The organism is Caballeronia sp. GACF4 (genome assembly GCF_023631025.1).
In the GTDB taxonomy this organism is placed as follows: domain Bacteria; phylum Pseudomonadota; class Gammaproteobacteria; order Burkholderiales; family Burkholderiaceae; genus Caballeronia.
The window spans coordinates 394,018-419,293 of record NZ_JALQDW010000002.1 but is presented as its reverse complement, the minus strand read 5'-3'; the positions used below and the strand labels follow the sequence as shown (position 1 = coordinate 419,293).

The 25,276-nt window shown below is 62.7% G+C and carries 25 protein-coding genes and 1 pseudogene; 18 read left to right on the top strand and 8 right to left on the bottom strand.

Annotated elements, in window-relative coordinates:
• The first annotated feature begins 48 nt into the window (after positions 1-48).
• The gene (locus NCR40_RS02025; RefSeq protein ID WP_250463250.1) at positions 49-342 is read left to right on the top strand and encodes a nucleotidyltransferase family protein; all 294 of its coding nucleotides are present in this window, start codon (positions 49-51) and stop codon (positions 340-342) included.
• A pseudogene (locus tag NCR40_RS02020) lies at positions 339-694 on the top strand (HepT-like ribonuclease domain-containing protein). Before NCR40_RS02025 ends, NCR40_RS02020 begins: the two are co-directional and overlap by 4 nt.
• Before the next feature lie 80 nt (positions 695-774).
• Here the strand turns inward: NCR40_RS02020 and purM are convergent.
• Positions 775-1,830, bottom strand: a complete 1,056-nt coding sequence (gene purM, locus NCR40_RS02015) for a phosphoribosylformylglycinamidine cyclo-ligase (protein WP_250508593.1) — start codon at positions 1,828-1,830, stop codon at positions 775-777.
• A 267-nt stretch (positions 1,831-2,097) separates the two neighbouring features.
• Here purM and hda point away from each other — a divergent pair, with 267 nt between their 5' ends.
• The 7 genes from hda (at position 2,098) to NCR40_RS01980 (ending at position 7,741) form a co-directional block, all read left to right on the top strand.
• Entirely contained in the window at positions 2,098-2,901 is an 804-nt protein-coding gene (hda, locus tag NCR40_RS02010) for a DnaA regulatory inactivator Hda (RefSeq protein ID WP_244827083.1), read from the top strand.
• Positions 2,902-2,912: 11 nt separating this feature from the next.
• Positions 2,913-3,599 carry a histidinol-phosphatase gene (locus NCR40_RS02005; protein WP_244827082.1) on the top strand — a complete coding sequence of 229 codons (687 nt, stop codon included), beginning with the start codon at positions 2,913-2,915 and terminating at the stop codon, positions 3,597-3,599.
• Complete coding sequence (gene pcnB, locus NCR40_RS02000; protein ID WP_250508592.1) at positions 3,592-5,154, top strand: polynucleotide adenylyltransferase PcnB; 1,563 nt, start codon at positions 3,592-3,594, stop codon at positions 5,152-5,154. Before NCR40_RS02005 ends, pcnB begins: the two co-directional genes overlap by 8 nt.
• A gap of 98 nt (positions 5,155-5,252) precedes the next feature.
• On the top strand, positions 5,253-5,813 hold the full coding sequence (folK, locus tag NCR40_RS01995) for a 2-amino-4-hydroxy-6-hydroxymethyldihydropteridine diphosphokinase (RefSeq protein WP_250463170.1): 561 nt from the start codon (positions 5,253-5,255) through the stop codon (positions 5,811-5,813).
• Positions 5,810-6,490: a deoxynucleoside kinase gene (locus NCR40_RS01990; protein WP_250463167.1), complete on the top strand. Its 681-nt coding sequence runs from the start codon at positions 5,810-5,812 to the stop codon at positions 6,488-6,490. The genes folK and NCR40_RS01990 overlap by 4 nt, the downstream gene beginning before the upstream one ends.
• A 47-nt stretch (positions 6,491-6,537) precedes the next feature.
• A complete protein-coding gene (gene panB, locus NCR40_RS01985) occupies positions 6,538-7,353 on the top strand; it encodes a 3-methyl-2-oxobutanoate hydroxymethyltransferase (protein ID WP_250463164.1) in 816 nt (271 codons plus the stop codon).
• 88 nt (positions 7,354-7,441) lie between these two features.
• Complete coding sequence (locus NCR40_RS01980; RefSeq protein WP_244827077.1) at positions 7,442-7,741, top strand: hypothetical protein; 300 nt, start codon at positions 7,442-7,444, stop codon at positions 7,739-7,741.
• A 15-nt stretch (positions 7,742-7,756) separates the two neighbouring features.
• On the opposite strand, the gene NCR40_RS01975 is transcribed toward NCR40_RS01980, so the two are convergent.
• Positions 7,757-8,698, bottom strand: a complete 942-nt coding sequence (locus tag NCR40_RS01975; RefSeq protein WP_250508591.1) for a CopD family protein — start codon at positions 8,696-8,698, stop codon at positions 7,757-7,759.
• Positions 8,699-9,165: 467 nt separating this feature from the next.
• On the opposite strand from NCR40_RS01975, the gene NCR40_RS01970 reads away from it, so the two are divergent.
• The 4 genes from NCR40_RS01970 (at position 9,166) to NCR40_RS01955 (ending at position 13,804) form a co-directional block, all read left to right on the top strand.
• A complete protein-coding gene (locus NCR40_RS01970; RefSeq protein ID WP_244827960.1) occupies positions 9,166-9,909 on the top strand; it encodes a c-type cytochrome in 744 nt (247 codons plus the stop codon).
• A 21-nt stretch (positions 9,910-9,930) separates the two neighbouring features.
• Positions 9,931-11,229, top strand: coding sequence for a cytochrome c (locus NCR40_RS01965; protein WP_250463157.1), 1,299 nt, complete (start codon positions 9,931-9,933; stop codon positions 11,227-11,229).
• 110 nt (positions 11,230-11,339) lie between these two features.
• Entirely contained in the window at positions 11,340-11,960 is a 621-nt protein-coding gene (trhA, locus tag NCR40_RS01960) for a PAQR family membrane homeostasis protein TrhA (RefSeq protein ID WP_250463154.1), read from the top strand.
• A 251-nt stretch (positions 11,961-12,211) separates the two neighbouring features.
• Positions 12,212-13,804: a DEAD/DEAH box helicase gene (locus NCR40_RS01955; protein WP_250508590.1), complete on the top strand. Its 1,593-nt coding sequence runs from the start codon at positions 12,212-12,214 to the stop codon at positions 13,802-13,804.
• A 17-nt stretch (positions 13,805-13,821) separates the two neighbouring features.
• Here NCR40_RS01955 and NCR40_RS01950 read toward each other — a convergent pair whose 3' ends face one another.
• The 3 genes from NCR40_RS01950 to ggt all read right to left on the bottom strand — a co-directional run bounded on the left by NCR40_RS01950 (position 13,822) and on the right by ggt (position 17,194).
• Positions 13,822-14,334, bottom strand: a complete 513-nt coding sequence (locus NCR40_RS01950; protein WP_250508589.1) for a hypothetical protein — start codon at positions 14,332-14,334, stop codon at positions 13,822-13,824.
• A gap of 66 nt (positions 14,335-14,400) precedes the next feature.
• Complete coding sequence (locus NCR40_RS01945) at positions 14,401-15,225, bottom strand: ferritin-like domain-containing protein (RefSeq protein ID WP_250508588.1); 825 nt, start codon at positions 15,223-15,225, stop codon at positions 14,401-14,403.
• A gap of 331 nt (positions 15,226-15,556) precedes the next feature.
• The gene (ggt, locus tag NCR40_RS01940) at positions 15,557-17,194 is read right to left on the bottom strand and encodes a gamma-glutamyltransferase (protein WP_250508587.1); all 1,638 of its coding nucleotides are present in this window, start codon (positions 17,192-17,194) and stop codon (positions 15,557-15,559) included.
• A gap of 442 nt (positions 17,195-17,636) precedes the next feature.
• Here ggt and NCR40_RS01935 point away from each other — a divergent pair, with 442 nt between their 5' ends.
• Positions 17,637-17,834, top strand: coding sequence for a hypothetical protein (locus NCR40_RS01935; protein WP_244827069.1), 198 nt, complete (start codon positions 17,637-17,639; stop codon positions 17,832-17,834).
• A 48-nt stretch (positions 17,835-17,882) separates the two neighbouring features.
• Here NCR40_RS01935 and NCR40_RS01930 read toward each other — a convergent pair whose 3' ends face one another.
• Entirely contained in the window at positions 17,883-18,257 is a 375-nt protein-coding gene (locus NCR40_RS01930; RefSeq protein WP_250508586.1) for a hypothetical protein, read from the bottom strand.
• A 261-nt stretch (positions 18,258-18,518) separates the two neighbouring features.
• On the opposite strand from NCR40_RS01930, the gene glpK reads away from it, so the two are divergent.
• On the top strand, positions 18,519-20,015 hold the full coding sequence (gene glpK / locus NCR40_RS01925; RefSeq protein WP_250508585.1) for a glycerol kinase GlpK: 1,497 nt from the start codon (positions 18,519-18,521) through the stop codon (positions 20,013-20,015).
• Here the strand turns inward: glpK and NCR40_RS01920 are convergent.
• On the bottom strand, positions 20,012-21,193 hold the full coding sequence (locus NCR40_RS01920; RefSeq protein ID WP_250508584.1) for an MFS transporter: 1,182 nt from the start codon (positions 21,191-21,193) through the stop codon (positions 20,012-20,014). The genes glpK and NCR40_RS01920 overlap by 4 nt on opposite strands.
• 19 nt (positions 21,194-21,212) lie before the next feature.
• On the bottom strand, positions 21,213-21,590 hold the full coding sequence (locus NCR40_RS01915; RefSeq protein ID WP_250491814.1) for a VOC family protein: 378 nt from the start codon (positions 21,588-21,590) through the stop codon (positions 21,213-21,215).
• 103 nt (positions 21,591-21,693) lie between these two features.
• Here NCR40_RS01915 and NCR40_RS01910 point away from each other — a divergent pair, with 103 nt between their 5' ends.
• The 3 genes from NCR40_RS01910 (at position 21,694) to NCR40_RS01900 (ending at position 25,272) form a co-directional block, all read left to right on the top strand.
• Positions 21,694-22,665, top strand: coding sequence for a LysR family transcriptional regulator (locus tag NCR40_RS01910; RefSeq protein ID WP_502800964.1), 972 nt, complete (start codon positions 21,694-21,696; stop codon positions 22,663-22,665).
• A 120-nt stretch (positions 22,666-22,785) separates the two neighbouring features.
• The gene (miaB, locus tag NCR40_RS01905) at positions 22,786-24,165 is read left to right on the top strand and encodes a tRNA (N6-isopentenyl adenosine(37)-C2)-methylthiotransferase MiaB (protein ID WP_244827063.1); all 1,380 of its coding nucleotides are present in this window, start codon (positions 22,786-22,788) and stop codon (positions 24,163-24,165) included.
• Positions 24,166-24,186: 21 nt separating this feature from the next.
• Complete coding sequence (locus NCR40_RS01900; protein ID WP_250463127.1) at positions 24,187-25,272, top strand: PhoH family protein; 1,086 nt, start codon at positions 24,187-24,189, stop codon at positions 25,270-25,272.
• Positions 25,273-25,276 lie beyond the last annotated feature (4 nt).

Genomic DNA, 25,276 nt, shown 5'->3' with positions numbered 1-25,276 from the left:
GGCAAAGCCGCGTTATCATTCATGCGTGGCTTCTTATTGTTCCGTCCCATGACCAAACCTTCATCAGCGCTCGAAGTGCATCGCAACGACGTTCGTCGCATCATCGCGGCCAACCATGCGGCAAATCCGCGGGTTTTCGGCTCGGTTCTTCACGGCGAAGACGACGACGGCAGCGATCTCGACATTTTGGTTGATGCTCTACAAGGAGCGACGCTTTTCGACCTTGGAGCAATTCAGGTCGAACTGGAAGAACTGCTCGGCGTGCCGGTGGACGTCGTGACACCGCAAGACTTGCCAATGAAGTTTCGATCCGTTGTTCTGAGTGAGGCGCGCGCGGTATGAATGCAAAACAGCGCCAGTTGCGCCTGACCGACTATATCGACCATCTGCTGGACGCTTCGCGAACTGCACGCGGCTACCTTCAGAAGCTGAGCAAGGAAGACTTCGTCGCGAATCGGATGGTTCAGCAGGCAGTTATTCTGAACCTCATCGTAATAGGGGCAGCCGCGGTTCAAATTGAGGCCGAGTTTCCCGACTTCGCGGAAAGCAACGCTGCCGTACCGTGGAAAAGCTACGCGGCATGCGCAATCGCATGACACACGGCTATTTCGATACGAATCTGGACATTGTTTGGGAAACGGTGCAAAGCGCGCTGCCCAAACTCGAACGCGTCCTCGCGCAGCCGTCTGAGTAATGTCGTTGCTGTAGTTGAAAAACAAAAACCCCCGCCACCAGCGAGGGTTTTCAACACCGACATCACAACGCGGCAAGCATTCAAACCACCACCGTCTGCGCCTCCCCATCCGCGCTTTCCCGCACCACACCAATCTGCCAAACCTGTTCACCCGCTGCCGACAGCAAGCCGGTGGCTGCCTGCGCGTCTTCCGCCGCGACGATCACCGCCATGCCGATGCCGCAGTTGAACACGCGATGCATCTCCGCATCCGCGACGCCGCCGTGCTTCTGCAGCCATGCGAACAGCGGCGGCAAAGGCCAAGCGCGATGATCCAGCTCAGCCGTCAACCCTTCGCGCAGCACACGCGGAATGTTTTCGACGAGACCGCCGCCCGTGATATGCGCCATGCCCTTCACGGTCACGGTCTGCATGGCCGACAGCAGCGACTTCACGTAGATGCGCGTGGGCGCCATCAGCGCGTCGGCGAGCGAACGGCCGTCGAAATCGGCGTTCAAGTCGGGATTCGCCCGCTCGATGATCTTGCGCACCAGCGAATACCCATTCGAATGGATACCGCTCGACGCCAGACCCAGCACGACATCGCCCGGCTTGATCGTGCTGCCGTCGATAATCTTGCTCTTCTCCACCGCGCCGACTGCGAAGCCCGCGAGGTCGTACTCGCCGTCCGGGTACATGCCCGGCATTTCCGCTGTCTCGCCGCCGATCAGCGCGCAGCCCGCATATTCGCAACCCTGTGCGATGCCCTTCACCACGTCCGCCGCCGTATCCACGTCCAGCTTGCCGCAGGCGAAATAATCGAGGAAAAAAAGCGGTTCCGCGCCCTGCACGAGGATGTCGTTCACGCTCATGGCGACGAGATCCTGGCCCACCGTGTCGTGCCGGTTCAGTTCGAACGCGAGACGCAGCTTGGTGCCGACGCCGTCCGTGCCCGACACGAGCACCGGTTCCTTGTACTTCTTGGGCACTTCGAACAGCGCGCCGAATCCGCCGATGCCGCCCAGCACGCCTTCGCGCAAGGTTTTCTTGGCGAACGGCTTGATCCGGTCGACGAGCGCGTCGCCTGCGTCGATGTCGACGCCCGCATCGCGATACGACAAACCGGGAGCATCAGGGGCGGATTTCGGTTGATTCATGGGGGGAGCGCAAGAAGGTCGGTAAAATGCGATTTTACCCGATGACAGCCGTCCGGCTGGTTTTCCCGCGCGTGCATCGAAGCCTGCCGGCGCTCTTTTCGAGATCGAATACGGTCCGGCGAAAGCAGCGGCGCCGCGCGCGAAAGGCGGCCAGCGGCGGCGTTTCGAACATCGGCGCACCCGAACCGCCTGTTTTCAAGACACGACGAAGACAAGACGAAGACACAACCGATCCGCCCAAACAGCCCGAACCGACTCCTTTCTCACGTGCAACGCCAACTGACGCTCGACCTGGGCACACCACCGCCCGCCACCTTCGACAACTTCTTCGCCGCGAGCAACCACGAACTGGTGACGCGCCTGCGCGAGCTCGAAGGCGCGCTCGCGGCCGGACCCGTCGCGGATCGCACGTTCTATATCTGGGGCGAAGCCGGCAGCGGCCGCAGCCATCTGCTGCACGCGCTCGTGTACGAGGCGAACGGCCGCGCGCGCTTTCTGAGCCCGCAAAGCGCGCTGAACGCGTTCGGTTTCGATCCGCGCGTGACGCTCTACGCCGTCGACGATTGCGACGGCCTCTCGCCCGCGCAGCAAATCGCGCTGTTCAATCTCTTCAACGAAGTGCGCGCTTATCCCGCCAGCGCGCTCGTCGCGACCGGCAATGTCGCGCCAATGCAGCTCGCCGTGCGCGAGGACCTGCGCACGCGGCTCGGCTGGGGCCTCGTGTTCCATCTGCTGCCGCTCGCGGATGACGCCAAGGCGTCGGTGCTGCGGCACGCGGCGCGCGAGCGCGGCATCGTGCTGGCCGAAGGCGTGCCCGCTTATCTGCTCACGCATTTCCGGCGCGACATGCCGAGTCTCATGGCGCTGCTCGACGAACTCGACCGCTTCTCGCTCGAAAAAAAGCGCGCCGTGACCATGCCGCTTTTGCGCACCGTGCTCGCGCGCTTCGGCCAGCCTTCGTGGGACCTGGCCGGGTCCGAGACGGAAAGCGCATCGCCCGATTCCATCGACCTGTTCGGCGAGCCTCACGCGCACGCCGCTACAGACAACGCTCCGACCCGCTTCAAGTAAAATGCGCTCCCATGAACCTAGCCCTCTTTGATCTCGACCACACGCTCATTCCCACCGACAGCGACCACGAATGGGGCCGCTTCATGGTCAAGCTCGGTATCGTCGATGCAGACAGCTTCGCGCGGCAAAACGATGCCTTCTACGCCCAATACCAGGCGGGCGTGCTCGATATCAACGCGTATTTGCACGCCATGCTGGGGCCGCTTGCCAAGCATTCGCGCGAGCAACTAGACGACTGGCACGCGCAGTACATGCGCGAGGTGATCAATCCGCGCATCGTCCCGGCTGCCGTCACGCTCGTGCGCGAGCATCAGGACAATGGCGATCTCTGCTGCCTCGTCACCGCGACCAACGCGTTCATCACCGCGCCTATCGCGGAAGCGTTCGGCATCGAAACGCTGATCGCTTGCGAATTCGAAACCGTCGACAACGACCCGCAAGGGGCGCTCACGGGCCGGCCGACCGGCACGCCGAGTTATCGCGAAGGCAAGATCGTGCGGGTCGAGGAATGGCTCGGCACGCTCGGCAAGTCGCTCGCCGACTTCAAACACAGCTATTTTTATAGCGATTCGCACAACGACATCCCGTTGCTCGAACGCGTGACCGACCCGGTCGCAACCAATCCCGACGACACCCTGCGCGCGCATGCGCAAGCCAAAGGCTGGCGCATTCTGAACCTCTTCGATACACGTGATTAAAAAACTCATCCGCAAGCTGTTCGGACAAGAAAGCGCCGATACCACCGATGGCGACGTTCAAGCCAGCGCTTCGTCAGAAACGAAACCGGCTCGCAAGAGCACGCGCAAGAAAACCGTCGCGCCGCCCAAGCGCGATCCGAGCGTGCCGGTCATCCTGTCGTCGGATGTTCATGGCATCGATCCTTCGCTCATCTCGAAGAACGCGGTGCGCGTGACCGACGGGCTGCAACAGGCGGGGCATCGCGCGTTCATCGTCGGCGGCGCGGTGCGCGATCTCCTGCTCGGCGTCGCGCCCAAAGACTTCGATGTCGCGACCGACGCCACGCCCGACGAAGTGCAACGGCTTTTCAGGCGCGCGCGCATCATCGGGCGGCGCTTTCAGATCGTGCACGTGCAGTTCGGGCAGGAGATCATCGAGACTTCCACGTTCCGCGCGCTCGTGGATGCACCGCCCGCGCAAACCGCGCCCGCCGCCGAAGCGCCGCGCCGCTACAAGCGCAGCGAACTCGACACGCGCACGCACGCGGTCGACGCGAGCGGCCGCGTCTTGCGCGACAACGTGTGGGGCGAGCAGCACGAAGACGCCACGCGCCGCGACTTCACCATCAACGCGATGTACTACGATCCGGCCACGCAAACCGTGCTGGATTATCACGACGGCATGGCCGACATCCGCGCGCGCCTGTTGCGCATGATCGGCGACCCGGCCACGCGTTATCGCGAAGACCCGGTGCGGATGCTGCGCGTCGTGCGCTTCGCGGCCAAGCTCGGCTTCGAGATCGACGACGCCACGCGCGCGCCCATTCAAGAACTCGCCGATCTCATGGACAACGTGCCCGCCGCGCGTCTGTTCGACGAGATGCTTAAGCTCTTGCTTTCCGGTCACGCATTGGCGTGTCTCACGCGTCTGCGCAAGGAAGGGCTGCATCATGGCGTCCTGCCTTTGCTCGATGTCGTGCTGGAGCAACCGCATGGCGAGAAGTTCGTCACGCTCGCGTTGACGAGCACCGACCAACGCGTGCGCGCGGGCAAGCCGGTGTCGCCGGGCTTTCTCTTCGCCACGCTGCTTTGGCACGACGTGCAGACGCGCTGGCAACAGTTCACCGCAGCCGGCGACTATCCGGTGCCGGCGCTGCATCGCGCAATGGACGACGTGCTCGACATGCAGACCGAAAAGCTCGCCATTCACAAGCGTTTTTCGTCGGATATGCGCGAGATCTGGGGGCTTCAGCATCGGCTCGAAAAGCGCGGCCGCACCGCCTTGAAGCTGCTGGAACATCCGCGCTTCAGAGCGGGTTATGATTTCTTGCTGCTGCGTTGCGAGTCGGGCGAACTGGATGCCGAAATCGGTCAATGGTGGACCGATTTCATCGAAGCCGATCACGCCGATCGCGAAGCATTGCTTTCGCAAGGCGGCACGAAAGATCGCGGTCCGAAGAAGCGCCGGCGGCGCAGCAACGCAAAGCGCAAGAACGGCGAGACCGCGGAGCACGAAGCACACGAAGCAGGCGCGGCGAGCGACTCGGGCCCAGTCGAAGGCGCCGACAACGAATAACGCCGCTTTTCGTTACAGTAGCGAATACAGGTTTGCCCCCGGGCCGTATCGCCGGGATCTACCCGCTTTTCGCCGAACGACGGCGTAGGACTTCTGCCATGACGATTGCTTATCTGGGCCTGGGAGCGAATCTCGGCGATGCGCGCCAGACCCTGAAAGACGCAGTCGTGTGTCTCGCCCAGCAGCACACGATCACCGTGCTCGCCAAATCGAGCCTTTACCGCACCGCGCCGATCGACTCTTCGGGCGACGACTATTTCAATTGCGTCGTGAAGCTCGAAACATCGTTGCCGGCGCGCGCGCTTTTGCGCTTGTGTCACCACATCGAGGAACAATTCGGGCGCGAGCGGCCGTATCGCAATGCGCCGCGCACGCTCGACCTCGACATCCTGCTGTATGGCCAGTCGGGCATCGACGAAGCGGACCTGATCGTGCCACATCCGCGCATGACGGAGCGCGCGTTCGTGCTCGTGCCGCTGCTTGAACTCGAACCCGAACTCGTCATTCCGCAACGCGGCCGCGCCAATGCATTTCTCGCGGGCGTCGCCGATCAGCGTATCGAGCAGGTCGCGACCTGCCAATGTCAGGTGCTCACGCGCGCCGCTCCATCCAGTGCAGCAGAGGCACCCGCTGCCGCCACCAAACCCAATTGCCGATGAGCGCTCCGCCTCTCACTGTCACCGCGCCGCAACTGCGCCCGCCGCACCGCTATATCGCGATCGAAGGTCCTATCGGCGTGGGCAAGACCACGCTTGCAACCTTGCTCGCCGAACGCTGGTCCATGCGCACGCTGTTCGAGCGCCCGCAGGACAACCCGTTTCTCGAACGCTTTTATCGCGACACCACGCGCCATGCGCTCGCGACGCAACTGAGTTTCGCGTTGCAGCGCGTGACGCAGACGCGTGAAGCCGCGGAAATGCTCACCGGCCACACGCCGTTGATCGCGGACTTTCTCACGCAGAAGAGCGAGCTTTTCGCACGCCTCACGCTGCCCGACGACGAGTTCCAGTTGTACAAGGACCTGGCCTCACGCATCGGTACCACTGGGCCCGCGCCGGATTTCGTCGTGTATCTGCAGGCGAGTCCCGAAGTGCTGTTTTCGCGCATTCAAAAACGCGCGCTCCCCATGGAACTGCAGATTTCGGATTCGTATCTGCGCGCACTGTGCGATACGTATAACGAGTTCTTCTATCACTACGATGCAACGCCGCTGCTCACGGTGAACGCGGAGCATCTGAACCCGCTGACATCGGAAGAAGATCTCGCGTTGCTCGTCGAGCGCATCGAGACCATGCGCGGACGCAAGGAATCTTTCGTGAAAGGCGTGTCGGTCTGAGCGCCAGGCTTGCTGCTGTTTTCCCCTAATCGAGTTTTGAAACGACCATGACGTACTTGCAGGAAACGAGCCGTTCGGCGATCACCGTCCCGAAACTCCAGGCCATGCGTGAAGCCGGCGAAAAAATCGCGATGCTCACGTGCTACGACGCGAGCTTCGCCGCGCTGCTCGATCGCGCGGGCGTCGACGTCATACTGATCGGCGATTCGCTCGGCAACGTGCTTCAGGGCCATGCGACGACGCTGCCGGTCACGCTCGCGGACATCGCGTATCACACGGCTTGCGTGGCGCGCGGCAGCAAGAGCGCGCTGATCGTCGCGGATATGCCGTTCGGCACCATCGGATCGCGCGAGGAAACCTACGCCAACGCCGTGCAACTGATGCGCGCCGGCGCGCAGATGGTGAAGCTCGAAGGCGGCGAATGGCTTGCGGACACGGTGCGCTTTCTCGTCGAGCGTTCGATTCCCGTATGCGGACACGTCGGTCTCACGCCGCAATCGGTGCACGCGTTCGGCGGGTTCAAGGTGCAGGGCAAGTCCGAAGCGGCCGCCGAGCAAATGCGCCGCGACGCGCTGGCGCTCCAGCAGGCGGGCGCCCGCTTACTCGTGATCGAAGCCGTGCCGACGCTGCTCGCGCGCGAAGTGACCGAGAGTCTGGCGATTCCGACTATCGGCATTGGCGCGGGCATCGACTGCTCGGGACAGGTGTTGGTGCTGCACGACATGCTCGGCATCTTCCACGGCAAGCGTCCGCGTTTCGTCAAAGATTTCATGCAGGGACAGCCGACCATTTTCGCGGCGGTCGACGCTTACGTGCGCGCAGTGCGTGAAGGCACATTCCCCGGCCCGGAACACACCTTCTGATTTTTTTGACGCCGATTGCGTTTTGTCGTACATATGGCGAGATTCTTGCAAAGTAAGCTGCGAACAGTCACCAAGAACGAGAACAGCCATGTGGCAAGTCCTTCCCGATGAATATATCCGCGCGCAGATGGCCGTCGGCGCGCTCGTCGTTTTCGGCGTCGCGCGCGTCGTTGCGGCGGCAATTGGCGCGCAGCGTGGCTGGCGCATTCCTGTCGTTACCAACTGGTTCATTGGCGTGGCGGGCATTTTCTGCGCGCCGCAAATGCTCGAAGTGCTGCTCGTTGCAAGCTCGCACACGGCTTATGTCGAATTGCAGGGGAAAGTGATCGGCTGCGCGGTGGCGCTGTTCTGCGCGCCGATCGTCAGCCATCGGCTGGGATACGAGTAAGCGTTCGAAACGCGTTCAGCCGGCGAGCGCCGCGCCTGGCACGCCGTGAGACAACACCGACGCCGTGGCGAACACGCAAAGCATCAGCACCGCTTCAAGGCGCATCACGTTGATGACCGTGTGCGCATCCATCGTCGATGCCGTGCGCTGCAGGCGCGGCAACACCGACCAGCGGTTGAGCGCGCCCAAGGCGAGCGCCGCCAGAACCAGTCCCGTTTTCACGATCAGCGCGTGCCCCCAGTTGCTGTCGACGAGCACCGCCGCCGATCCGTCCGTGCCGCGCCACGCGTTGAACACGCCCGTCGCGATGATGACGATCACCGCGAGCATCGCCACCCGCGACATGCGCGCGACGATGCGAATCAACGACGCACGCGCCACCGATGTTCCGAGCGCCGGCAACATCGCCAGCGCGCCCACGATGACGATCCCGCCCCACACGCCCGTGGCAAGCAGATGCAGCGTCTGCACGGCTTCGGCGAGGGAAAACGCACCGGCATCGGCGGCATGGCCGATAGCCGCTTTCCCTGCAGCGGCCACGAGCGCGCCGAAGATCGCGAACCCTGTCTTCGATGCGCCTTGCGGTCTGCCCGTCGCGCAGGCCAGCACGATCACCAGGCCGCCCGCCAACGCCACCAGCCAGCCGATGCCCGCTTGCGTGCTAGTCGCGACGAGCCACAGCGACGCGCCCGCATCGCTGACAGGCGAACCGCTCATCGCCGCGGCCTGAAGCCACAAGCACACGAAGTTGCAAGCCACGAAGGTAATTGCGGCCACGGTTCCGGCACGCGCTGCATGCCGCCAACCCCGATGCGCAGGCGAAACGACCGCGTGCGCTCTTTCGCCGCAGAGCCACGCGTCGAAGAGCGCCGCGCCAAGCGCACAGGCAAACGCGGTATCGCTCAATGCTCCGAATACGACCTGCGCGAGCCAGAGGAAGTCGAAATCGCCGTTCATGGCGCCGCCGTGGACGCTTCGGGAACGCCAATTGTTGGATGTAAGGCTGGGGAGATCATGGAAGAACCTGCGAGTCTCGGCCCGCGCAGTCTAAACGAACGCACCTTGCGCGGCACCATTGAAAGGTCTTGAACCTGCGCATCGAGCTTCCTAAGCTTGCCGTGAGAATAGAGTGCAGCGACCCCGTTTTCGCACAATAAAGTCGATGCTTTGTCGACCTGCATGTGTGTTGCGCTATGTCAAAGTTCTTGGTTGTGACGCGGCAGATTGTCGCGATTGCGCCTCAGTGAGGGCGGAAAGTTGTGTCAAATAGTCATCATCATGCATCGATGATAGAATTCCGCGTCGCATCAGAGGCTCGTCGAGCCACTATGGCCGTGGCCCGCCACCCTCCGCCACCCAACGCGTGGCCGTGGTTCGCCACCTTCGCACCGAGCCGCACGAAGCTCGGCAGGTCCCCGAATTTCATGGAGTGTCGCGTGTTTTCAAGACGCATTTTTCGTCCGCTGCTCGCTTTGGCCGTCGTCAGCAGCGCCGGCGTATTCGGCGCGGGTCAGGCACAAGCCCAGGCGCAGAACCAGCCGATCGCCCCGGACACCATGGCAGCGCGCGTGCAAGGCTGCACGGCATGTCACGGTGTTCATGGCGAAGGCACGGACAATGACTATTTCCCGCGTCTTGCCGGCAAGCCTGCCGATTATCTGTACAACCAGCTCCAGAATTTCCGCGAAGGCCGGCGCAAGTATCCGCCTATGAACTACCTCGTCACGTATCTCTCGGACGACTACCTTCATCAGATCGCCGGATACTTCTCGAGCCAGCGCCCGCCGTATCCGCCGCCTGCCAAGACGAATGTTTCGGCTTCCACGCTTGCACGCGGCCAGCAAATCGTGCTGAACGGCGATGCATCGAAGAACATTCCCGCCTGCGCGGCCTGTCACGGCAAGGGTCTGACCGGCATGCAGCCGGCCATTCCGGGCCTCGTCGGGTTGCACTCGGATTACATCAGCGCGCAAGTCGGCGCATGGAAATCGGGCACGCGCCACGCGAAAGCGCCTGACTGCATGCAGCAAATCGCCTCGCGCCTGACTGACGACGACGTGACCGCCGTCGCTGCCTGGCTCTCTACGCAAACCGCACCCGCCAACCCGGTGCCCGCGCCCGCTGGCTCGTTGAAGATGCCGCTGACCTGCGGCAGCGAACCGCAATAAGGCGTCTGGAGCGACAACATAATGAAACGCAAGTCCCTGTTCGCACTCTCCTCGGCTGTCGTGGTGGCAGCCGTCGCAGCCGCCGCCGTCCTCTGGTCGGGCGGCGACAACCTGCATTCGGGCGGCGCCGTCGCGGCGACGCCTACCGACAAAGCCGCGCTGATCAAACAAGGCGAATACCTCGCGCGCGCCGGCGACTGTATCGCGTGCCACACGGTGCGCGGCGGCAAGGAATTCGCGGGCGGCCTGCCCATGGCGACGCCGTTCGGCACCATGTTCACGCCGAACATCACGCCGGACGATCAATTCGGCATCGGCAAATGGACGTCGGACGACTTTTATCGCGCGATGCACACCGGCCGCTCGAAGGACGGCAGTCTGCTCTATCCAGGCTTCCCGTTCACGAGCTACACGAAGGTCACGCGCGCCGATTCGGACGCGATCTACGCGTATCTGCGCTCCGTCCCGCCGGTCAACGAAGCGAGCCGTCCGCATGAACTGCGCTTCCCGTTCAACAATCGCAATCTGCTGATCGGCTGGCGCACCCTGTTCTTCAGCGAAGGCGAGTACAAGCCGGACCCGACCAAATCGGTCGAATGGAATCGCGGCGCGTATCTGGTCGAAGGCCTCGGCCATTGCGCCATGTGCCATACGTCGATCAACGCCATGGGCGGTCCGGTCAGCTCGGCGGCATTTGCCGGCGGTCTGATTCCGCTGCAAAACTGGTATGCGCCGTCGTTGACGTCGAACAAGGAAGCCGGTCTCGGCGACTGGGACATCAAGGACATCAACGACTTGCTGAAGTCCGGCGTGTCGCAGCGTGGCGCGGTATTCGGCCCGATGGCTGAAGTCGTCCACAACAGCTTGCAGTACATGACCGACGGCGACATCAACGCGATCTCGACGTATCTCAAGTCGATTCCGCAAAAGAAGGAAGCGCCGGAGTCGTTGCAGCTCGAAACCTCCGAGAAGTTCGGCGGCGAATTGCTGACCATGGGCAAGAAGGTCTACACCGAGAACTGCGCGAAGTGTCACCAGGAGAATGGTCTTGGCAAGCCGCCGGCATATCCGCCGCTCGCGAATAACCAGTCCATTCAGATGCCGTCGGCGGTCAACCCGATCCGCATGACGCTCAACGGGGGTTATCCGCCGAGCACGGGTGGCAACCCGATGCCGCACGGCATGCCGCCGTTCGCGCAGTCGCTGTCGGATACGGAAGTGGCCGCGGTCGTGACGTACATCCGTATGTCGTGGGGCAATCACGGCACGCCGGTGTCGCCGCAGCAGGTGAGTAATCTGCGTTCGGCGCCGCTCGACTGACATTCGGGAAAGACAGCGTACAATACGCATTGGGGCGCAGCCTTCAACTTAGGCCGCGCCCCTTGTCTTTTGTGGCGCGTCACCGGCGCGTCTTTCGGTATGGATCGGGCATGTACGTAGGCGAGCGTTTCAACAGCATCAGCCATTTGATCGGCACGGTCTTGTCGATCGCCGGTCTGGTGGCGCTCGTCGTAATGGGTGCGTTGGACGGCGATGCCTATAAGGTCGTGAGCTTCGCCATCTATGGCGCCATGCTCTGCGCGCTCTACCTGATTTCGACGCTGTACCACTGCGTGCGCTCGCCTCGCCTGAAGTCGATTCTGCAAAAGTGCGACCATTCGGCAATTTATTTGCTGATAGCAGGCAGCTACACACCGTTTACACTAGTGACATTGCGCGGTCCCTGGGGCTGGTCGCTATTCGGCGTAAGCTGGGGCCTCGCGGTTCTCGGCATTACGCAGGAACTCACGCTCGGGCGCCGAACCCGCAGCGTTTCGATGGTGCTGTACGTGTTGATGGGCTGGCTCGCGCTCGTAGCCGTCCGTCCACTCGTGACGGCGCTGCCGCCCGCGGGCACCGCGTGGCTGGTGGCGGGCGGCGTGATCTATAGCGCCGGTATCTACTTTTTCATCAACGACGAGCGTATCCGGCACGGCCACGGTATCTGGCATCTGTTCGTGCTGGCGGGCAGTCTCTGTCAGTTCGTGAGCGTCGCGCGCTATGTCGCGTGAAGCGGCGAACAGCGAGTGAGCCCGGGCATCGCGGCTTCATCGATGCAACTTACGGCCAGCCGGCGTGTCTTGATAACGCGTCGAATCCCCGCGGCAACGCTTCGCGCTCGTCGATGAATCGATGAACGCTCGATGGCAAGCCGCCCGATTTTTTTCCGAGCGTCGCACATGCGCGCAACCGGCAGAACCACGGTTCGCCGCAACGTCATTCGCATGCACGCCGTTCGACACAACGAATTCGAAAATCCCTTATGTCCTTTGATTCACTCGGCCTGTCCAAACCTCTGCTACGCGCTGTCAACGAACTGGGCTACACCGTTCCGACCCCGATCCAGCTCCAGGCCATCCCCGCCGTTCTGAAGGGCGGCGATCTCCTGGCGGGCGCGCAGACCGGCACGGGCAAGACTGCCGGCTTCACGCTGCCCATCCTGCAACGTCTTTCGCAACTGGCGCCCGCTGCCGCCGGAACGAAGCGTCCGATCCGCGCGCTCATTCTCACGCCGACGCGCGAACTCGCTGCGCAGGTCGAGGAAAGCGTGCGCGCCTACGGCAAATATCTGAAGCTCAAGTCGACCGTGATGTTCGGCGGCGTGGGCATCAACCCGCAGATCGACGCGTTGAAGCGCGGCGTCGATATCGTCGTGGCAACGCCGGGACGTTTGCTCGATCACATGCAGCAGAAGACCATCGACGTGTCGCAGCTCGAGATTCTCGTGCTCGACGAAGCCGATCGCATGCTCGACATGGGATTCATTCACGATATCAAGCGCGTGCTCGCGCGCCTGCCCGCGAAGCGTCAGAACCTGCTGTTCTCGGCTACTTTCTCGGATGAAATCAAGGCGCTGGCCGACAGCCTGCTCGATTCGCCCGCGCTGATCGAAGTCGCGCGCCGCAATACGACGGCCGAGCGTATCGAACAAAAGATTTATCCGGTGGATCGCGACCGAAAGCGCGAGATGCTCACGCATCTGATCCGCACGAACAACTGGTTCCAGGTGCTCGTGTTCACGCGCACGAAGCACGGCGCGAACCGGCTTGCCGAGCAATTGGGCAAGGACGGCATCAGCGCGCTTGCGATTCACGGCAACAAGAGTCAGTCGGCGCGTACGCGTGCGCTGGCCGAGTTCAAGGATCAGACCTTGCAGGTGCTCGTCGCCACCGACATCGCGGCGCGCGGTATCGATATCGATCAGTTGCCGCACGTGGTCAACTTCGATTTGCCGAACGTGCCGGAAGATTACGTACACCGTATCGGCCGCACGGGTCGCGCGGGCGCGGATGGCGAAGCGGTATCGCTCGTCTGTGTGGACGAGCTTCAGTTGCTGAAGGACATCGAGCGTCTGATCAAGCGCCCGATTCCGCAGGAAGTGATTCCCGGCTTCGAGCCGGACCCGGATGCGCGTCCCGAACCGATTCAGCGCCGCAGCCAAGGGCGCGGCGGTCCGCGTGAAGGCGGCGAAGCGAAGCGCAGCAGCGCCCCGCGACGCGAAGGCGAAGCGAAGCGCGGTGGCGGCGAAGCGCGACGCGATGGCGGCCGTGCAAGCGGCGCGGCATCTGGCGAAGCGCGCGGCAGTGGCAAGCCGGCGAACGGTAATCGCAACGGCGGATCGCAAGCGGCGAATTCACGCGATGGCCGCGATGCACGCGGTCCCAAGCCTGCCGGCGCGAAGCCCGCCGCTCCCAACGCCAATGCAGGCGCGGCAACGCGCCGTCCGGATGCGGCACGCGCGGCGAATCCGAACGCAAAGGCCGGTAATCCCGGCGCGCTGCTCGGCGGCAAGGCGCGCAGCGACAGCGGCGGCGCGCGGCGCGACGGCATGCGCTCGGGCGGCCGCGGACGTTAAGTATTCGAAGGTGTGTTTCAGGCGGCAGCGCTCGCTGCCCGCTTCAGCCAGTCAAGCTGCTCACGCCAGCGCGTGAGCACGCTCTCGGTCTCCGTCAGTTCGAACGAAATCCCGCTCTTCAAACGCGCATAGGCGACACGTTGCGCTTCGCCGCTTTCGATCGTGGCGACAAAGCATGCGAGCGGGACATCGTCGAGCGCCACGCGGCGCGTATCCAGTTGAACCTGAAAGAACGCTTCGTCGAATACGAAGGCGATGGTCGCGCGCCCGCTCGCGGCGATCGCCTGCGCGGTACGCGAGCCGGGCCACAACGCGAACACGAGCGTGCGCGCGTCGGGCGCGAGCAGCTCGCCCGCACTTAGGAGCGCGGTGCGGACGCGCCCGCCGCTGTCGACGGCACATAGCGACGCCGTGAAGCCGACGGGCGCGCCGGTCAGCGTGCCATCGAAGAGCGTCCTGAGTTCAGGCGGCCATTCATCGAAAGGCGTTTGCGACGAGAGTTCGGCCTGACGCGGCGTGGCATCGGTCATGGGGGAAATGACTTGAAAGGCAGATCCACCGAATGCCCGCATGAACCTGAGCGGGCATCGTCCTGATCAGCGGAAAAACAACTGCGTGATCTTGGCAAGCGGATAGTGAACGCTCGGCTGAATGCGCGCGGGCAGATCGAGCGGCTTCAATAGCATCTTGATGCACTGATCCGCCGAAAGATTGCGCCGCACGAGCGCGTTCACCTGCGCGAACAGTTCGCGGTTATAGCTCGAGTCCTTGACGCGCTCGGGATAACGCACCGCAAACACGTGCCGTAGCGCGATCTCCGAGTCTTCGCTCTTCAGTTCCATCACGCGACGGATCAACGCGCCAAGCACGGCGAGACGCCCGTTGCCTTCGATCTTGTTCCACTTCTTGAAGAAGCGGAAAAAGTGCTTGTAGTGGCGCACTTCGTCGGTGCGGATGTTGTCGGTGATCTCCTTCAACACCGGCTCGTCCGAGCAGTCGTTGATCGCGCGATACAGCGTGGCCGTGCCCGTTTCGACAACACACCGCGCCACCATTTCGAGCGCACGCTTTTTCTCGAACGCTTCGTAGGAACACGTTAGCGAGTACTCGTCGAAGAAGCTCTTGAAAGCCCGGTCCCAGTCGAATTCCGGCCAGATGTGGTTGATGTAAGTCTTGAGCGCCCGGCCGTGCTGCATTTCTTCGGGCTCCCATTCGTCGTTCAGCCACGCCGAAATCTCGGGGTCGTCGTGAAAATACTTGCTGAGATTGCTCGTGTAGAGATCCGTGCCGCTCTCGATGAATGAGCATGCGCACAACAGCAAAAGAAGATGTTCGTTGGATGCCGCTTTCTGACGATCGATCCGGTTGAGATCGATGTCTTCGATGCGCCACGGCATCACATGGGTACTATCGGTGTGCATGTATCGCGCTCCCTGGATGGACTGAACGCGCCATCGGCCAACAAGAGCGGGCCGAGGTTCAGGCGACGCCGCGAACCATTCGGCTCGGGCGACTTCAACTTCGCGTCTTAACGGCTTGTTTTTCCATCTTAGCCGTCCTGCAACGAATTTGCAGACATGGGGACAGACTTGCGCCGCATCAGCGCAGTTCCGTCTACGTCAAATTCTTACGAGTCGATGCGCAAGAACGGCTGGCGCACGAAGGAGCACGAAATGTGCCGCCAAGGGAGGTTGCGCGATTTGGCGTCGACGACGCGCCTGCCGCCGTGATCAGCTGCCGGCGCGTGCAGGCTCAGAAGCCGGCCGCGAGCCCGTCTCGTCGACTGTCGCTTGCGGCAACGTAACCACGCTCTGGATCGTGGCGATCCAGCTTCCAGATGTATTGTCCCGAGCCGAAATCCATGTACGGATCGTCGACCGACTTGATGGTGTGGCCGAGCCCTTCGAGCGCGCGGGCCGTTTCGAGGTCGAGTGTCGCTTCGATATCGATCGTGAAATCGTGATTCACCTTCCAGCGCGGCGCGTCACAGGCGGCCTGAGGCTGTTGCCCGTAGTCGAGCATGCGCACGATCGACTGCAGATGTCCTTGCGGCTGCATGTCGCCGCCCATCACACCGAAGCTCATGACGGCCTCGCGCTGGCCATCCACTTCTTGCGTGAGGAACGCAGGAATGATCGTGTGGAACGGCCGCTTGCCGCCCTCGACCACGTTCGCTGACTTCGGGTCCATCGAGAACCCGCAACCGCGGTTTTGCAGCGAGATGCCTGTATCCGGCACGACCACGCCCGAGCCAAAACCCATGTAGTTCGATTGAATGAAGCTCACCATCATGCCGCGCTCGTCGGCGACCGACATGTAGATGGTGCCGCCCGCTTTCGGCATGCCGAAGTCGAAATGCCTTGCCTTGTTCGGATCGATCAGCTTGGCGCGTTCCGTGAGGTAGGCGTCGTCGAGCATTTGCTCGGGCGTGACTTCCATCGAGCGCGGATCGGCGACATAGCGATATACATCCGCGAACGCCAGTTTCATCGCCTCGATCTGCAGATGCTGCGACTCGATGCGGTCGACGGTCAGCGCGCGGACATCGAACTTGTTGAGGATGCCAAGCGCGATGAGCGCCGCGATTCCCTGTCCGTTCGGCGGAATCTCGTGCACGGTGTAGCCGCGATAATCCTTCTGAATCGGCTCGACCCACTCGGCGCGGTAATTTCGGAGATCGTCCATGGTCATGGCGCCGCCGCCCTGCCGCGAGAACGCAGCGATGCGCTCGGCGCTTTCGCCTTCGTAAAACGCGCGCGGGCCGTGCTCCGCGAGCCGTCGCAACGTGTTCGCATGGCCGGGAAAACGCACGAGTTCGCTGACTTCGGGCGCGTGTCCACGCGGCATGAAGACATCCGCGAAGCCTGGCTGGTCTTTCAGTTCAGGCACGGCGGCCGCCCATTTATAGGCGACGATGCTGGCCACCGCGTGTCCGCGCTCCGCGATTTCGATGGCAGGTTGCATCAAATCGGCGAAGGGCAGCGAACCAAACTTCGCGTGAAGCGCTTCCCATCCGGCGATGACGCCGGGCACCGTCACCGCGTCCCAGCCGCGTTTGGGTTGACGGGCAAGACCGTTCTCTTCGCCGTATTTGGTGCGGAAATAGTCCACGTTCCAGGCTGCTGGCGCCACGCCCGAAGCGTTCAGTCCATGCAATTGGTTGCCGTCCCAGACCAGCGCGAACGCGTCGCCGCCGAGCCCGCATGAAACCGGCTCGACGACCGTGATAGCGGCCGCTGCGGCGATGGCCGCATCCACGGCGTTACCGCCCTTCCAGAGCATGCGCAAGCCAGCTTGAGCGGCCAGCGGATGCGACGTCGAAACGATATTGCGCGCGAAAACCGGCAAGCGCGGAGTCGGATAAGGGTTCTGCCAGTTGAAACGAGTCATGTGATTGATGTCCGGATTAACAGCGAGCCGATCTGGTCTAACGGCTTGCCGCGTCGATCAGCCGACAGTTCAAAAGAACGAATGGTGCATTGTCTGCTTAATTCAAAGCAAATTCATTTGTCGCCGCAATTGATGAGTCAATGGCATGGCGCTGAATAAACCTGTTTTGGCGTGTTTGCAGTGCGGCAAAACCTTCAAGTAATTTCTTCAAGTTCGGCTGACTTGGGACCCGCTTGCGCGACGAGGAAATGTCAAAGCCAAAATTTTCACCGGGAGTTTGGCACTCTTCAGACGCTTGCCTACAATCCGAATTCCCGGCAAACGCAGCACACGACAACGCGACTGCCCGGCAGATTGAAGTCTTCCAAATAACGCTTAGAAGCAAAGAGACCCGGCTCACAAAGCCGGTCGCCTTGCCGTTCGGTCTTAATGGAGAACACGAATGCTGAGTCCGCACGAATTCGCCACGCTGCTGCTGGTTCAGGAAGAGCCCAATCAGGTCGACATGGAACGCGATGAACTCGATGCATTGCTCGAACGTCAACTCGTTCAACTCGAGAACCTGGCTTCGGGCCGACAACAATGGCGCCTTACCGCAACCGGCGACTCCACCATCAAGGCATTCAAGCGGTTCTCCTAGCCTTCGCTTCCCAAGCGATTTCGGACGCGGACTTATCTGCGCCGCGTCCTATCCTGCCCGCAGCGTCGGGTCGACTGCCGCGCGCCAGCTCAAAGCCTGCGCCCGCTGATCCAGAAAGAAGCTGGCCCATGCACTTTGCGCCTCCGGCCCCGGATTCGCGCGATATACGCCGTAGCGCGCGGCGATCGTCCCCTGAAACGCGCAGTAGCGGTCCTTCGATAACCCGCCGCGCCGTTGCGCCACGTAAGCGTCGAAGAACGCCGTGTAGACGGACGGCGCGTCCCCGCCATAGTCCGCCTGCTTGGTCCCGCACATCTCCTGCAATGCGCTGAACGACGGCGCACCGCTCGATCCGTCGATATTCGGCGTCGCTACACAGCCGGCCAGAACAGCCACGCCCAGCACGCCTGACAGAACCTGCATTCGCATTGCATTCACCCGTTGCCCGATTTCGAGTTGCCAGTATCGGATGAACCGCGAGTTCGCGCCACTCGGCCAAATGGCATAGGCATTCTTACGGTTTCCTTGGCGCGAACGGCTCCTTACGGCGCTATGTGCTAATGGCCTATGCCATCCGGCCAGGTTGTACGCATGCCGCGCGTCCGATAGATTGCGCATGCAGACCTCGCACGGCATCGCTCGATTTCACAAGCACGCCGATCCGTGCACTTTCGGGAGATGACCATGCAGGATCAGTACGTCCTCGCGCTCGACCAGGGCACGACCAGTTCGCGGGCCATGCTGTTCGACAGGAATGGCAATGTCGTTTCGGTGGCGCAGAAGGAGTTTCAGCAGATTTATCCGCAAGCGGGCTGGGTCGAGCACGATCCGCAGGAAATCTGGTCGACTCAGGCGGGCGTCGCCGCCGAAGCCGTGACGCGGGCGGGTTTGAGCGCGTCGTCGATTGCGGCGGTGGGCATCACGAATCAGCGCGAAACGACCATCGTGTGGGATCGGGAAACGGGAAAGCCGATCTATAACGCGATCGTCTGGCAGGACCGGCGCACGGCCTCGCTGTGTGACGAATTCAAGGCACGCGGGCTCGAAACCATGGTGCGCGCGAAGACGGGGTTGCCCATCGACGCGTATTTCTCGGCGAGCAAGATCCGCTGGATTCTCGATAACGTCGCAGGCGCGCGCGACAAGGCGAAGCAGGGACGGCTCGCGTTCGGCACGGTGGATAGCTGGCTCGTGTGGAATTTCACGCGGCGCGGTTTGCATGTCACCGACATCACCAATGCGTCGCGCACCATGCTGTTCGACATCCACGCGCGCCGCTGGGACGACGAACTGCTCGAAGCATTCGAGATACCGCGCAGCATGCTGCCGGAAGTACGCAGTTCATCCGAGGTGTATGGCACGACAGAGGGCACCGTGTTCGCGGCCGATCTTCCACTCGCGTCCATTGCCGGCGACCAGCATGCTGCGTTGTTCGGCCAGATGTGTATCGATACCGGCATGGTGAAGAACACTTACGGCACCGGCTGCTTCCTCGTGATGAACACGGGCGAAACGCCGATCGAGTCGAGCAACAATCTCGTGACGACGATTGCCTGGCAAATCGGCGATACGGTGAACTACGCGCTCGAAGGCAGTATTTTTATTGCAGGCGCGGTCGTGCAATGGCTGCGCGACGGGTTGGGTCTGATTCGCCGCGCGAGTGACGTCGAAGCCCTTGCGCGCGGCGTGCCGCATAGCGATGGCGTGTATCTCGTGCCCGCTTTCGCTGGCTTGGGCGCGCCGCACTGGAACGCGCGGGCTCGCGGCACACTGTTCGGCGTGACGCGCGGGACGACTTCCGCCCATATCGCGCGGGCGGCGCTGGATTCGATCGCTTATCAATCGGTCGATGTCTTGCGCGCGATGGAAGCGGATTCGGGCATACGCATCGCCCAATTGCGGGTGGATGGCGGTGCTTGCGCCAACGATCTGTTGATGCAGTTTCAGGCGGACATCCTGGGTGTGGATGCGGTGCGACCGCGCATCGCCGAGACGACCGCGCTTGGCGCGGCTTATCTCGCGGGGCTCGCGGTTGGATATTGGAAGGACATCGACGAGCTGAAATCACAGTGGCAACTCGAGCGGCAGTTCACACCGACGATGCCCGCCGCCGATGTCGAGGCGTCTCTCGCGGGATGGCAGCGGGCGGTGAAGGCGGCGAAGGCGTGGGCGGATGGTTAAGCATTCGAATCCGCCGCTTTCACCCCCGACCTGACCTGCGGCGCATCGAAGCGCGCCGCGAACCACGTCACCCCAAGAGCGGCCACTGCGACCATCGCCGCCGCCCAAGGCAACACATCGAGCCCATAACCATGCGTCAGTACCGCGCCGCCGAGCCAGGCGCCACCCGCATTACCGATATTGAACGCGCCGATGTTCAACGTCGAAGCAAGATTGGGCGCGTCCTTCGCCTTCTCGACCACGCGTGTCTGCAACGGCGGCACCGTCGCGAACGCCGCGATGCCCCAGACGAAGATCGTCACGATCGTGCCGACCTGACTGTGGCTCGTCTTCGCGAACACGGCCATCACGATGGCAAGCGCCAGCAAGATGCCCATCAGCGAAGGCATCAACGCGCGGTCCGCGAGCTTGCCGCCAATCGTATTGCCGACCGTAAGCCCGATGCCGAACAGCACGAGCACGAGCGTCACGCCGCGCGGCGAGAAGCCGCCGACCTGTTCGAGAATCGGCGCGATATACGTGAACACGACGAACACGCCGCCGAAGCCGAGCACGGTCATCGTCAGCGCGAGCCAGACCTGCGGGTCGCGCAACACGCGTACTTCGCGGCCGAGTCCGCTTGGTGCCGCATCGTGACGATTCGGCACGAGCGCGGTCACGCCGAGCGCGGACAGCAAGCCGAGACCGGCGACGATCCAGAACGTCGCGCGCCAGCCCAGTTCCTGACCGACGAACGTCCCGAACGGCACGCCCAGCACGTTCGCGAGCGTGAGGCCGGTGAACATGAGCGCAATGGCGCTCGCGCGCTTGTCGGCGGGCACGAGCGACGCCGCGACCACCGCGCCGATGCCGAAGAACGAACCGTGCGCGAACGAGGTCACGACGCGCGCGATCATCAGCAAACCGTAGTTCGGTGCGAGCGCGCAAAACACGTTGCCGACGATAAACACGAGCATCAGCAATTGCAGCGCGAGCTTGCGCGGCATTTTGCTCGTAAGCACGGCGAGCAGCGGCGCGCCGACTGCCACGCCGAGCGCATAGCCCGTGACGAGCAGCCCTGCCGATGGAATCGACACGGAAAGATCGCGTGCGACGTTGGGCAGCAAGCCCATGATGACGAACTCGGTCGTGCCGATGGCGAACGCGCTGATCGCCAGCGCGAGAAGAGGTAAAGGCATGGTCATGCTCCGAAATAGATCAATGGCGCGCGGTCACGAACTCGACAACCACGCCCGGCGCAAGCCGCACGAAAAGCTGACGTTCGCGCGCAAGCGGCACTTCCGCGATCCGATAGGCGTAGCCGCGACATTCGAGACGGTCGATGAGCGTGCGCCACTCGGCTTCGTCGTCGATACGCAGCGCGAGATGGTCGATGCGCGTCGCATCGGGGTGCGCGGCGACCGACGCATCGCCCGTCGCGATCAGATGCACGGCCGGCCGCGCGCCGAGATACAGCCAGTAGCCGCTCACACCGAATGGCGGTCGCGGACCCACCGACATCCCGGCGACATCGACGAAGAAACGCATCATCGAATCGCAGTCCGGCGCGACGATAGTCACGTGATCGAGTTGCATGGCGTTGAACCTGAAACGAGTTGGACGGATTGTGACCGCATGGCGCGCCGTTGATATTTGGGCTAGCCTTTGAATCATTGTCAAACCGGATTTGAAGATGACAATGGATCGGCTAGGCGACATGCGCCTTTTCACCGAAGCCGCCACGCTCGGCAGCCTGTCGGCGGCGGGACGCAAACTCGGCTTGTCGCCAGCGGCGGCGAGCGCGCGGCTCATCAAGCTGGAAAAAGCGCTGCACGCGCGGCTCTTCGAGCGCACCACGCGCCAATTGCGCCTGACGGACGAAGGGCGGCTGTACTTGCAGCATTGCCGTATCGCGCTGCAGGCTATTGACGACGCCGAAGCGGCGCTGCAAGCCGGGCAAAATCGCGTGCGCGGCAAAGTCCGCATTTCCGCGACGTCGGATTTCGGCCGGCACATGCTGCGCGGCTGGCTCGACGACTTCAGCCGCCTGCATCCGGACGTGAGCTTCGCGCTCACGCTGTCGGACTCGGTGTCGAATCTGCTGCAGGAGGAAATCGATCTGGCGATTCGCTTCGGCGCGCCGCCGGACAGCGGGCTCGCGGCACGCTCGCTGGCGCCGAATCGGCGCGTGCTGTGCGCGTCGCCGAACTATCTCGCGCGCAAAGGCGTGCCGCAAACGCCCGCCCAACTCACCGGGCACCAATTCGTCGTGATCTTCACCGCTGCGGGAACCCTCAACGAACTGGCTTTCGTGCGCGGCGAGGAGCGCTATTCCTACACGTTGCCCGTCGCCGATGCCTGGGAAACCAACGACGGCGCCATCGCGCGCGCGTGGGCGCTAGCGGGACATGGCATCGCGCATCAGTCGATCTGGGACATTGCCGCCGACGTGCGCTCGGGCGCGCTGCAGTTGATTCTGCCCGACTGGTGCACGCACGAAGCGCCCGTACACGCGCTCTTCCACGCCAATCGATATATGGCGCCGCGCGTGCGCGTGCTGCTGGATTTTCTGATCGAACGCTTCGAGACGACCACGGGCGAACTGCTTGGCGATCTGGCGTATCCGCCCGAGCGCGTCGGGCTTCGTCAGGATTTGTCGCCAGAGCTATAATATCGGCCTAATTACAAGTAGAAGCCGTGCAGATTGCTGCAAAAGCGCGGCACTCACGCGCAAAACCCTCTCAATCTCTTTTAGCGCCCCCAGGTTAACCACTGCGACCGGCGACCATTCATGACCAAGAAAGTATATGTAAAGACCTTCGGCTGCCAGATGAACGAGTACGACTCCGACAAGATGGTCGACGTGCTCGGCGCGGCGGAAGGGCTCGTCAAGACCGACACGCCTGAAGATGCGGACGTCATCCTGTTCAACACGTGCTCGGTGCGCGAGAAGGCCCAGGAAAAAGTGTTTTCCGACCTCGGCCGCGTGCGCGAATTGAAGGAAGCAAACCCGAATCTGCTGATCGGCGTAGGCGGTTGTGTCGCGAGCCAGGAAGGCGCGTCCATCGTTTCGCGCGCACCTTACGTGGATCTCGTGTTCGGTCCGCAAACGCTGCATCGCCTGCCCGCCATGATCGACAAGCGCCGCTCGACCGGCCGGGCGCAGGTGGACATTTCGTTCCCGGAAATCGAAAAGTTCGATCACTTGCCGCCCGCGCGCGTCGAAGGCCCGAGCGCGTTCGTATCGATCATGGAAGGCTGCAGCAAGTATTGCAGCTATTGCGTCGTGCCCTACACGCGCGGCGAGGAAGTCTCGCGCCCGCTCGACGACGTGCTCACCGAAATCGCCGGCCTGGCCGACCAGGGCGTGCGCGAAGTCACGCTGCTCGGCCAGAACGTGAACGCTTATCGCGGCGCGCTGACGCTCGGTTCGCAGGAAATCGCCGACTTCGCCACGCTCATCGAGTATGTCGCGGAAGTGCCGGGCATCGAGCGCATTCGCTATACGACGTCGCATCCGAAGGAATTCACGCAGCGCCTCATCGATACCTACGCCAAGGTGCCGAAGCTCGTGAGCCATTTGCATTTGCCGGTGCAGCATGGTTCCGACCGCATTCTCATGGCGATGAAGCGCGGCTATACCGTGCTCGAGTACAAATCGGTGATCCGCAAGCTGCGCGCCATTCGCCCGGACCTTTCGCTGTCGACGGATTTCATCGTCGGCTTCCCCGGCGAAACCGAAGACGATTTCAACAAGATGATGGCGCTCATTCACGAGATGAGCTACGACACGAGTTTCTCGTTCATCTACAGCCCGCGTCCCGGCACGCCCGCCGCGAATCTGCACGACGACACGCCGCGCGAAGTCAAGCTCAAGCGCTTGCAACATTTGCAGGCGACTATCGAGGAAAACGTCGTCAAGATCAGCAATTCCATGCTCGGCTCGGTGCAGCGTATTCTCGTGGAAGGCCCGTCGCGCAAGGACCCGAGCGAGCTCGCCGGACGCACGCAGAACAATCGCGTGGTCAATTTCCCGGCGCCGCTTTCGGCTCACAAGCGCCTGATCGGCCAAATGATCGACGTCGAGATCAATCACGCGTACCCGCACTCGTTGCGCGGCGCACTGGTGCTCGCGCCGGATACGGCGGCGACGCCCGAGTTGGCCAACTAAGTTAAGGACACCCCCTTCGCCTTGAAGAACGCTCCTCAGCAGCATCTGGAATTCACCGCTCCGCGCGATGACAACGCGCGGCTCGCCAACCTCTGCGGTCCGCTCGACGAGAACCTGCGGCAAATCGAGCAGGCGCTCGACGTGACGCTTTCGCGGCGCGGCCACAAGATCGCCATTCGCGGCCGTGGCGCAAAGGTCGCGCTTACCGCGCTCGAAAACTTCTACAACCGCGCGCGCGATCCGCTCTCGGTGGACGATATCCAGCTCGCGCTGGTCGAAGCGCGCCACGCAACGCGCCGCGCGAAGGCGAAGGAAGAAGAAGCGCCGATCGATCCGCGTTTTCGCGGCGATCCGGACCATCCCTTCGACGAACCCAGCGCCACCATCGACCTGGGCGACGAAGAAGACCACGGTCCCAAGCTCTACACGCGCCGCGCCGATTTGCGTGGCCGCACGCCCGCGCAACGCGATTATCTGAAGCAGATCATCGCGCACGACGTGACCTTCGGCATCGGGCCGGCGGGCACGGGCAAGACTTATCTCGCGGTTGCGTGCGCGGTGGACGCGCTCGAACGCGATCAGGTCAAGCGCATCGTGCTAACGCGACCCGCCGTGGAAGCGGGCGAGCGGCTCGGCTTCCTGCCGGGCGACCTCGCGCAAAAGGTCGATCCGTATCTGCGTCCGCTCTACGACGCGCTCTACGACCTGCTCGGCTTCGACAAGACCGCCAAGATGTTCGAGCGCCAGATGATCGAAATCGCGCCGCTCGCCTACATGCGCGGGCGCACGCTGAACCACGCGTTCATCATTCTGGACGAGGCGCAAAACACCACGCCCGAACAGATGAAGATGTTCCTCACGCGTATCGGCTTCGGCTCGAAGGCGGTCGTAACCGGCGACACCACGCAAGTCGATTTGCCGCGCGGACACAAGAGCGGCCTGATCGAAGCGCAGCATGTGCTGGCGGAAGTGCGCGGCATCGCGATCACGCACTTCACGTCGGCGGACGTGGTGCGCCATCCGCTGGTCGCGCGTATCGTCGAGGCTTACGACGCGCAATCGCAAAAAGATGCGGCAATCGCGGAAGCGCGGCAAAGGTCCGAGTGAAGTC

What these genes read in the sequence shown, in the direction of transcription:
- NCR40_RS02025 (WP_250463250.1), top strand. Translation starts at nt 49, where the DNA reads ATGACCAAACCTTCATCAGCGCTCGAAGTGCATCGCAACGACGTTCGT.
- purM (WP_250508593.1), bottom strand. Translation starts at nt 1,830, where the DNA reads ATGAATCAACCGAAATCCGCCCCTGATGCTCCCGGTTTGTCGTATCGC.
- NCR40_RS02005 (WP_244827082.1), top strand. Translation starts at nt 2,913, where the DNA reads ATGAACCTAGCCCTCTTTGATCTCGACCACACGCTCATTCCCACCGAC.
- folK (WP_250463170.1), top strand. Translation starts at nt 5,253, where the DNA reads ATGACGATTGCTTATCTGGGCCTGGGAGCGAATCTCGGCGATGCGCGC.
- NCR40_RS01990 (WP_250463167.1), top strand. Translation starts at nt 5,810, where the DNA reads ATGAGCGCTCCGCCTCTCACTGTCACCGCGCCGCAACTGCGCCCGCCG.
- panB (WP_250463164.1), top strand. Translation starts at nt 6,538, where the DNA reads ATGACGTACTTGCAGGAAACGAGCCGTTCGGCGATCACCGTCCCGAAA.
- NCR40_RS01980 (WP_244827077.1), top strand. Translation starts at nt 7,442, where the DNA reads ATGTGGCAAGTCCTTCCCGATGAATATATCCGCGCGCAGATGGCCGTC.
- NCR40_RS01975 (WP_250508591.1), bottom strand. Translation starts at nt 8,698, where the DNA reads ATGAACGGCGATTTCGACTTCCTCTGGCTCGCGCAGGTCGTATTCGGA.
- NCR40_RS01970 (WP_244827960.1), top strand. Translation starts at nt 9,166, where the DNA reads ATGGAGTGTCGCGTGTTTTCAAGACGCATTTTTCGTCCGCTGCTCGCT.
- NCR40_RS01965 (WP_250463157.1), top strand. Translation starts at nt 9,931, where the DNA reads ATGAAACGCAAGTCCCTGTTCGCACTCTCCTCGGCTGTCGTGGTGGCA.
- trhA (WP_250463154.1), top strand. Translation starts at nt 11,340, where the DNA reads ATGTACGTAGGCGAGCGTTTCAACAGCATCAGCCATTTGATCGGCACG.
- NCR40_RS01955 (WP_250508590.1), top strand. Translation starts at nt 12,212, where the DNA reads ATGTCCTTTGATTCACTCGGCCTGTCCAAACCTCTGCTACGCGCTGTC.
- NCR40_RS01950 (WP_250508589.1), bottom strand. Translation starts at nt 14,334, where the DNA reads ATGACCGATGCCACGCCGCGTCAGGCCGAACTCTCGTCGCAAACGCCT.
- NCR40_RS01945 (WP_250508588.1), bottom strand. Translation starts at nt 15,225, where the DNA reads ATGCACACCGATAGTACCCATGTGATGCCGTGGCGCATCGAAGACATC.
- ggt (WP_250508587.1), bottom strand. Translation starts at nt 17,194, where the DNA reads ATGACTCGTTTCAACTGGCAGAACCCTTATCCGACTCCGCGCTTGCCG.
- NCR40_RS01935 (WP_244827069.1), top strand. Translation starts at nt 17,637, where the DNA reads ATGCTGAGTCCGCACGAATTCGCCACGCTGCTGCTGGTTCAGGAAGAG.
- NCR40_RS01930 (WP_250508586.1), bottom strand. Translation starts at nt 18,257, where the DNA reads ATGCAGGTTCTGTCAGGCGTGCTGGGCGTGGCTGTTCTGGCCGGCTGT.
- glpK (WP_250508585.1), top strand. Translation starts at nt 18,519, where the DNA reads ATGCAGGATCAGTACGTCCTCGCGCTCGACCAGGGCACGACCAGTTCG.
- NCR40_RS01920 (WP_250508584.1), bottom strand. Translation starts at nt 21,193, where the DNA reads ATGCCTTTACCTCTTCTCGCGCTGGCGATCAGCGCGTTCGCCATCGGC.
- NCR40_RS01915 (WP_250491814.1), bottom strand. Translation starts at nt 21,590, where the DNA reads ATGCAACTCGATCACGTGACTATCGTCGCGCCGGACTGCGATTCGATG.
- NCR40_RS01910 (WP_502800964.1), top strand. Translation starts at nt 21,694, where the DNA reads ATGGATCGGCTAGGCGACATGCGCCTTTTCACCGAAGCCGCCACGCTC.
- miaB (WP_244827063.1), top strand. Translation starts at nt 22,786, where the DNA reads ATGACCAAGAAAGTATATGTAAAGACCTTCGGCTGCCAGATGAACGAG.